Source organism: Nocardioides sp., assembly GCF_030655615.1.
In the GTDB taxonomy this organism is placed as follows: domain Bacteria; phylum Actinomycetota; class Actinomycetes; order Propionibacteriales; family Nocardioidaceae; genus Nocardioides.
Genome location: NZ_JAURVJ010000037.1, coordinates 1 through 7,247, shown reverse-complemented (window position 1 = coordinate 7,247; position 7,247 = coordinate 1). Strand labels below are relative to the sequence as shown.

Below are 7,247 nucleotides of genomic sequence, written 5' to 3'. Positions count from 1 at the left end.
CGGGCCGCCGAGGACCATCGGGCAGCCGCGGTCGACGCTGGTGGCGTACTCCTCGGTGGCCAGGACGAAGCCGCCGCGCGGGCCGCGCAGGCTCTTGTGGGTGGTGGAGGTGACGACGTGGGCGTGGGGCACGGGGTCCTCGTCGCCGGTGAAGACCTTGCCGGCGACGAGACCGGCGAAGTGGGCCATGTCGACCATGAGCGTGGCGCCGACCTCGTCGGCGATCTCGCGCATCTTGGCGAAGTTGACCCGGCGCGGGTAGGCCGAGTAGCCGGCCACGAGGATCAGCGGCTTGAACTCGCGCGCCTTGGCGGCGAGGGCGTCGTAGTCGAGCAGGCCGGTCTCGGGGTCGGTGCCGTACTGCTGCTGGTGGAACATCTTGCCGCTGATGTTGGGCCGGAAGCCGTGCGTGAGGTGACCGCCGGAGTCGAGCGCCATGCCGAGCAGGCGCTGGTTGCCGAGCTCCTTGCGCAGCGACTCCCAGTCGGCGTCGGTGAGCTCGTTGACGTTCTTGTGGCCGGCCTTCTCGAGCCACGGACCCTCGACGCGGTGGGCGAGGATCGACCAGAAGGCGACCAGGTTGGCGTCGATGCCGGAGTGGGGCTGGACGTAGGCGTACTCGGCGCCGAACAGCTCGCGGGCGTGCTCGGCGGCGATCGTCTCGACGGTGTCGACGTTCTGGCAGCCGGCGTAGAAGCGGTGGCCGACGGTGCCCTCGGCGTACTTGTCGCTGAACCAGGTGCCCATGGTGAGGAGCACGGCCGGCGAGGCGTAGTTCTCGCTGGCGATCAGCTTGAGCGAGGCGCGCTGGTCGGCGAGCTCCTGGCGGGTCGCGTCGGCGATGCGCGGCTCGACCGAGGCGATGACCTCGAGAGCCTGCGAGTAGGCGGAGCTGGTCAGGCCAGCGAGGTCGGGCGCGGTGCGGTCAGCCATGGTGGCGAGCCTAGCCAGCAGCCCGGCTCGTCGGAACATCCTCGCGGCGTGACGAGCCCGACCCATGAGCCCGACCGATGAGTACGGCGTGCCGCGCCGATCGGTAGGGGCATGGAGCAACCGACCTACACGACCGTGCACTGCAGCATCTCCCTCGACGGGTTCATCGCGGGGCCCGACCAGGCGCCGGACTCCCCCGGCGGCACCGGCGGGATGGCGCTGCACCGCTGGCACTCCGACCGCGAGCAGGGCGGGCGGGTCGTCGACAAGGCGTGGGCCGACTCGCTGCTGCGCGACCGCGGGGCCTACCTGATGGGACGCAACATGTTCAGCCCCGTGCGCGGGACCTGGGAGTCCTGGGAGGACGAGCACGGCGAGTGGCGCGGGTGGTGGGGCGACGAGCCGCCCTACCACGCGCCGGTGGTGGTCCTCAGCCACCACGAGCACGCGCCGGTCGAGATGGCCGGCGGCACCACGTTCCACTTCGTCACCGGCGGGTTCGACGCCGGGCTGGAGCGGGCCCGCGAGCTCGGCGACGGCGACGTGCACGTGGCCGGCGGGGCCGCGACGATCCGCCAGGCGCTGGCCGCGGGGGTGGTCGACTCGCTGGCCCTCGACATCGTGCCGGTGCTGCTGGGGGCGGGTGAGCGGATCTTCGACGGGGGCGCCCTGCCGACGCTCCGGGTCGTCGAGGTGGCGCACTCGCCGTACGCCACGCACGTCCGCTACGACGTGGGACCGAGCGCCTCGGTGTGACGTACGCCGCACCGGGCGCCGTGTTACGCCTGGATTTCGGGGCCGCGTCTCACATCATGGATCCGCGTCTCACATCACGAGATTCGCGATTGTGGACAGGGTGTCCGGACCGTGAGACTCCATCCCATGGTCACAGCTGAGACGCACGCCTTCCTCGTGGTACGCCGCCACGTGGACTTCGGGCGCACGCGCAGCAGCATGTGTCGCTACCGCTGACCACGAGACACCACGTCCCCCGCGCCCCTTCGAGGCGCTGCCAGCGAACAGCGAAGGACCACCTGCTCATGCCTGACCTGCGCTTCCAGTCCCAGAAGGCGAAGCACACCGAGATCCCCAAGCCCAAGCGGGCCGAGGGCCAGTGGTCGATGGGCTTCACCGAGCCGCTCAACAAGAACGAGCAGTCCAAGAAGGACGACGACCCGCTCAACGTCCGGGCGCGGATCCTCAACATCTACTCCAAGCGCGGCTTCGCCTCCATCGACCCCGCCGACCTGCGCGGCCGGTTCCGGTGGATGGGCCTCTACACGCAGCGCGCCCCCGGCTTCGACGGCGGCAAGACCGCGATGCTCGAGGAGGAGGAGCTCGACGACGAGTACTTCATGCTCCGCGTCCGCTCCGACGGCCGGCTGCTGTCCCACGACGCCGTCCGCGCGCTCGGCACCATCGGCGTCGACTTCGCCCGCGACACCGCCGACGTCACCGACCGCGAGAACATCCAGTACCACTGGATCCGCGTCGAGGACGTCCCCGAGATCTGGGAGCGCCTCGACGCCGCCGGGCTGAGCAGCCTCGAGGCCTGTGGTGACTCGCCGCGGCCGTTCCTCGGCTCGCCGGTCGCCGGCGTTTCCGCCGACGAGATCATCGACGGCACCTCGGCGCTCGAGGAGATCTTCGACCGCTTCATCGGCGACCCGGCGTTCTCCAACTTCCCGCGCAAGTTCAAGACCGCGCTGACCGGCCACCCCGGCCACGACGTCTCCCCCGAGACCAACGACATCTCCTTCGTCGGCACCGTCCACCCCGAGCACGGCCCCGGCTTCGACCTGTGGGTCGGCGGCGGGCTGTCGACCAACCCGATGCTCGCGGCCAAGCTGGGCGTCTGGATCCCGCTCGACGAGGTCGCCGACGCCTGGTCGGCCGTCGCGTCAGTCTTCCGCGACTACGGCTACCGCCGGCTCCGCTCGCGCGCCCGCCTCAAGTTCCTCGTCGCCGACTGGGGCGTGGAGAAGTTCCGCGAGGTGATGGAGAAGGAGTACCTCGGCCGCGAGCTCGTCTCGTGCGAGTCGCCCGCCTCCCCCGTCGGCCACCGCGACCACATCGGCATCCACGACCAGAAGGACGGCCTCAAGTACGTCGGCATCGCGCCGGTCGCGGGCCGCGTCTCCGGCACCATGCTCGTGCAGCTCGCCGACCTGATCGAGGAGTACGCCGTCGCGGGGGCCCGGCTGACGCCGTACCAGAAGATCGTGCTGATCGGCGTACGCCCCGAGGTGGTCGAGGAGCTCGTCGCCCGCCTCGACGCGATCGGGCTGTCGGCCCGGCCTTCCAACTGGCGCCGCAACACGATGGCCTGCACCGGCATCGAGTTCTGCAAGCTCGCCATCGTCGACACCAAGGAGCGCGCGCGCTCGCTGGTCACCGAGCTCGAGAAGCGCTTCCCCGAGCTCGACACCCCCATCACCGTCAACGTCAACGGCTGCCCCAACGCCTGCGCCCGCACCCAGGTCGCCGACATCGGCCTCAAGGGCCAGCTCGTCATGCACGAGGGCCAGCAGGTCGAGGGCTTCCAGGTCCACCTCGGCGGCGCGACCGGGCTGCAGGCCAACTTCGGTCGCAAGCTGCGCGCGCACAAGGTGACCAGCGCCGGCCTCGACGACTACATCACCGCGATCGTCAGCAACTACCTGTTCGACCGGGTAGACGCCGACGAGAACTTCGCGACCTGGGTCGCGCGCGCCGACGAGGAACTACTTCGTGGGGAGAAGGTGTTGACCTCACTATGAGCGAGCGTGCTGTGCCCTTCCACTGCGCCTACTGCGGCGACACCAACCTCTGGCCCCACGAGGCGACCCACGGAGCGTGGGAGTGCCGCGACTGCCAGCGGGTCTTCTCGGTGAAGATGCTCGGCACGCTCCGCCGCGAGTCGAGCCCGGAGGGGGTGCAGCGATGACCACCGTGACCACCCAGGCCGCCCGGGACTTCCGCGGCATCTCGACCGACGGCCGCTCCCCCGAGGAGCTGCGCGACCTCGTGTCCCACTGGGGCGCCGAGCTCGAGCTCGCTCCCGCCGAGACGATCATCGAGTGGGCCGCCGCGACCTTCGGCGACCGGTTCGCGATCACCTCGTCGATGGGCGACGCCGTGCTCGCCCACGTCGCGGCCAAGGTCGTCCCCGGCATCGACGTCGTCTTCCTCGACACCGGCTACCACTTCGCCGAGACCATCGGCACCCGTGACGCCGTGCAGCACACGCTGAACGTCACGATGCTCTCCATCACCCCCAAGCAGACCGTGGCCGAGCAGGACGCCACCGAGGGCAAGGACCTCTTCCGGACTGACCCCGACCGGTGCTGCGCGCTGCGCAAGGTCGCCCCGCTGGCCGACGCGCTCTCGTCGTACGACGCCTGGGCGACGGGCCTGCGCCGCGCCGAGACCCACAACCGGGTCATCGCGCCGGTCATCGGCTGGGACGCCAAGAAGGGCAAGGTCAAGGTCTCCCCGCTCGCCCGCTGGAGCGACGAGCAGGTCGAGCGCTACATCGCGGACAACGGCGTCCTGGTCAACCCGCTCGTCTACGACGGCTACCCCTCGATCGGGTGCGCGCCCTGCACCCGTCGCGTCGCGCCCGGCGAGGACCCGCGCAGCGGGCGCTGGGCCGGCACCAACAAGACCGAGTGCGGGATCCACCAGTGACCCCGACTCACGCGTTCGACCCCACGCAGCAAGAGAGGAAGCGACCCTGATGGCTGCTCCCGCACTGGTGGCCCTGGCCCCCGCGAGCCGCGACTCCCGGACCACCAAGACGATCACCGCCCTCGTCGACGAGGTGAAGGCGCAGCGCTCCGACCTCCGCGTCGAGCGCGCGTTCCTCGACCCGGCCGCCGGCACCACGGGGGCGCGCTGGACGCGCCCCGAGCTGCAGACCGTCGTCGACCGGCTGGTCAAGGCCGGCCACGACGAGATCGTCGTCGTCCCCCTCGTGCTCTCCGAGGCCTTCGGCGGCCTCGACGGCCTGTCCGAGGCGATCGACGCGGCGAGTGCCCGTCACGCCGGCCTGCAGGTCCGGGTCAGCGCCCCCCTCGGTCTCGAGGCGTGCTTCCTCGAGGTCCTCGACGAGCGGCTGCGCGAAGCCCTGCGCGACGCCCGCTGCCGTGAGCTCGACGCCCTCGTGCTCGCCGCCGCCGGCTCGGCCGACCCGCTGGCCAACCAGTCCGTCGCCCGCCTCGCCCGCCTCTGGGGCACCCACCACAAGCTGCCCGTCACCGCGGCCTACGCCGCCAGCGCGCCGCCCGCCACCGGTGAGGCCGTCCGCGCCTTCCGCGCCGAGGGCCGCCGCCACATCGCCGTCGCCTCGCTCTTCCTCACGCCCGGCGAGCTCACCGACCGGGCCGCCGAGCTCGCGGTCGAGGCCGGCGCCGTCGCCGTCTCCGACCCCATCGGCGCCCACCCCGAGGTCGCCCGCGTCATCCTGGCCCGCTACGCCGTCGGCGCCGTCGAGCTCGTCCCCGTCTGACCCGGTTTTACGCTGACCCGTCGTAGATCTACGACGGGTCAGCGCATTTTTCGCTGACCCGTCAGCGATTGCTGACGGGTCGGCGTCGTCTGCGTGACCCGTCAGCGATTGCTGACGGGTCAGCGTCGTCTGCGGTGACCCGTCAGCGATTGCTGACGGGTCGGCGTCATCCCACCAGGTGGTGGAGAAGGCGCTCGAGCTGGCGGGCGGGGTCGGCCGTGACGCCGCCGTGGACGGGGCCGGGCTGCAGGACGGTGCTGCGGGGGGCTTTGAGGTAGCCGAAGCGCTGGCTGACCGGTGCGCGGCCGGCGCTGCCGGCGCGGTCGTGGCCGACGCAGACGGCGTCGACGAAGGCGAGGGCCTCACGCAGCTGGTCGGGGTCGACGAGGGCGTCGACGGCTCCGAGGCGGGCGGGGTCGACCTGCCACGCGGCCTGGAGGAAGTCGGTGGCGTGGCAGTAGAGGACGACGCCGACGTTGAGGAACTCCTCGCGGTCGACGCGCGGGACGCAGCGCAGGGCGACGTACTGGTAGGCGTGGCGGGTCACGGGAGCCACTGCCTCGTGCCGAGGCGGGCGGTGAGGAAGGCGACGTAGGCCGCGCGCAGCGCCTCGGGCGTCTCGCCGCCGGGCACCGGGTCGAGCCAGGTGTCGGGCACCAGGGCGACCACCTCGGTAATCAGGTCGGGCGTGACGACCTCGGTGAGGCGGGCGTCGGTGGCGGCGAGGTCGCCAGCGCGCTCGCGGAGCACGTGGTCACTGGGGTCCCAGGGCTGGGCGGCGAAGCGGAGGGGGTCGGTGATCCCGCCGGGCCAGGCGTGGTGGAAGTAGAGGGCGGCGCCGTGGTCGATGACCCAGAGGTCGTCACCCCAGAGCAGCAGGTTGGGGTTGTGCCAGGAGCGGTCGACGTTGGCGCAGAACGCGTCGAGCCACACGACGGTCCCGGCGACCTCGGGCGTGGTGCCGGTGGCACCGTCGAAGCCGAAGGACCCGGGCAGGAAGTCGATGCCGAGGTTGAGGCCGATGCTCTTGGTGAGCAGGTCCTGGACCTCCTCGTCGGCCTCGTAGCGCGCGATCTCGGCGTCGAGGTCGAGGACGACCTGGCGCGGGGTGTTGAGGCCGATCCGGCGGGCGAGCTCGCCGACGATGACCTCGGCCACCAGCACCCGCGGGCCCTGGCCGGCGCCGCGGAACTTGAGGACGTAGGTGCCGAGGTCCTCGGCCTCGACGATCCCGGGCAGGCTGCCGCCCTCGCGGAGCGGGGTGACGTAGCGGGTGACGGCGACCGTCTCGAGCGCGGTGAGGGCGGTCTGGTCGTCGCTCACGCGAGCGGGGCCTCGCTCTCGAGGCGGGCGCGCTGCTCGGCGACATCGAAGTCGGCGGCCGGCCACTGCGGGTCGAGGCCGCGCAGGGCGTCGAGGAGCAGGGTGCCGATGGCGAGGTTGCGGTACCACTTCTTGTCGGCGGGTACGACGTGCCACGGCGCGGCCTCGGTGTGGGTGCGCTCGAGCGCGACCTCGTAGGCCTCCTGGTAGGCCGGCCACGCACCGCGCTCGTCGATGTCGCCGGGGTTGAACTTCCAGTGCTTGGTGGGGTCGTCGAGGCGGGCGAGGAGGCGTTCCTTCTGCTCGTCGGCGGAGATGTGGAGCATGCACTTGACGACCGTGGTGCCGCCGTCGACGAGCCGCCGCTCGAAGTCGTTGATGGCGCCGTAGCGGCGCTCAAGCTCGTCGGCCGGGGCGAGCTCGCGCACCCGCGCGATGAGGACGTCCTCGTAGTGCGAGCGGTCGAAGACCCCGACGTAGCCGGGCAGGGGCAGGGCGCGCT

The 7,247-nt window shown here is 71.6% G+C and carries 7 protein-coding genes and 2 pseudogenes; 5 read left to right on the top strand and 4 right to left on the bottom strand.

The window, feature by feature from the left end; genetic code table 11:
* Window positions 1–933, bottom strand: a pseudogene (locus tag Q7T52_RS03295) (glycine hydroxymethyltransferase); the annotation flags it as partial.
* Between the two features lie 111 nt (window positions 934–1,044).
* Here Q7T52_RS03295 and Q7T52_RS03290 point away from each other — a divergent pair.
* From Q7T52_RS03290 to Q7T52_RS03270, 5 genes are all read left to right on the top strand, one after another.
* Window positions 1,045–1,689: a dihydrofolate reductase family protein gene (locus tag Q7T52_RS03290; protein ID WP_304799359.1), complete on the top strand. Its 645-nt coding sequence runs from the start codon at window positions 1,045–1,047 to the stop codon at window positions 1,687–1,689.
* Window positions 1,690–1,973: 284 nt separating this feature from the next.
* Complete coding sequence (locus Q7T52_RS03285; protein ID WP_304799357.1) at window positions 1,974–3,692, top strand: nitrite/sulfite reductase; 1,719 nt, start codon at window positions 1,974–1,976, stop codon at window positions 3,690–3,692.
* Window positions 3,689–3,859, top strand: a complete 171-nt coding sequence (locus Q7T52_RS03280; protein WP_304799355.1) for a hypothetical protein — start codon at window positions 3,689–3,691, stop codon at window positions 3,857–3,859. Before Q7T52_RS03285 ends, Q7T52_RS03280 begins: the two co-directional genes overlap by 4 nt.
* Complete coding sequence (locus tag Q7T52_RS03275) at window positions 3,856–4,602, top strand: phosphoadenylyl-sulfate reductase (protein ID WP_304799353.1); 747 nt, start codon at window positions 3,856–3,858, stop codon at window positions 4,600–4,602. The genes Q7T52_RS03280 and Q7T52_RS03275 overlap by 4 nt, the downstream gene beginning before the upstream one ends.
* Window positions 4,603–4,651: 49 nt before the next feature.
* Window positions 4,652–5,422 (top strand): sirohydrochlorin chelatase, encoded by a 771-nt coding sequence (locus Q7T52_RS03270; protein ID WP_304799351.1) that lies wholly within the window; start codon window positions 4,652–4,654, stop codon window positions 5,420–5,422.
* A 166-nt stretch (window positions 5,423–5,588) separates the two neighbouring features.
* Here the strand turns inward: Q7T52_RS03270 and Q7T52_RS03265 are convergent, their stop codons facing one another.
* The 3 genes and pseudogenes from Q7T52_RS03265 to Q7T52_RS03255 all read right to left on the bottom strand — a co-directional run.
* Entirely contained in the window at window positions 5,589–5,969 is a 381-nt protein-coding gene (locus Q7T52_RS03265) for a DUF3037 domain-containing protein (protein ID WP_304799349.1), read from the bottom strand.
* Window positions 5,966–6,745: a HipA family kinase gene (locus Q7T52_RS03260; protein WP_304799348.1), complete on the bottom strand. Its 780-nt coding sequence runs from the start codon at window positions 6,743–6,745 to the stop codon at window positions 5,966–5,968. The genes Q7T52_RS03265 and Q7T52_RS03260 overlap by 4 nt, the downstream gene beginning before the upstream one ends.
* A pseudogene (locus tag Q7T52_RS03255) lies at window positions 6,742–7,247 on the bottom strand (polyphosphate kinase 2 family protein); the annotation flags it as partial. The pseudogene Q7T52_RS03255 and the gene Q7T52_RS03260, both read right to left, overlap by 4 nt.

Excerpts from the sequence above, each read along its gene's own strand:
- Q7T52_RS03280 (WP_304799355.1), top strand. The coding sequence starts at position 3,689 with ATGAGCGAGCGTGCTGTGCCCTTCCACTGCGCCTACTGCGGCGACACC.
- Q7T52_RS03275 (WP_304799353.1), top strand. The coding sequence starts at position 3,856 with ATGACCACCGTGACCACCCAGGCCGCCCGGGACTTCCGCGGCATCTCG.
- Q7T52_RS03290 (WP_304799359.1), top strand. The coding sequence starts at position 1,045 with ATGGAGCAACCGACCTACACGACCGTGCACTGCAGCATCTCCCTCGAC.
- Q7T52_RS03285 (WP_304799357.1), top strand. The coding sequence starts at position 1,974 with ATGCCTGACCTGCGCTTCCAGTCCCAGAAGGCGAAGCACACCGAGATC.
- Q7T52_RS03270 (WP_304799351.1), top strand. The coding sequence starts at position 4,652 with ATGGCTGCTCCCGCACTGGTGGCCCTGGCCCCCGCGAGCCGCGACTCC.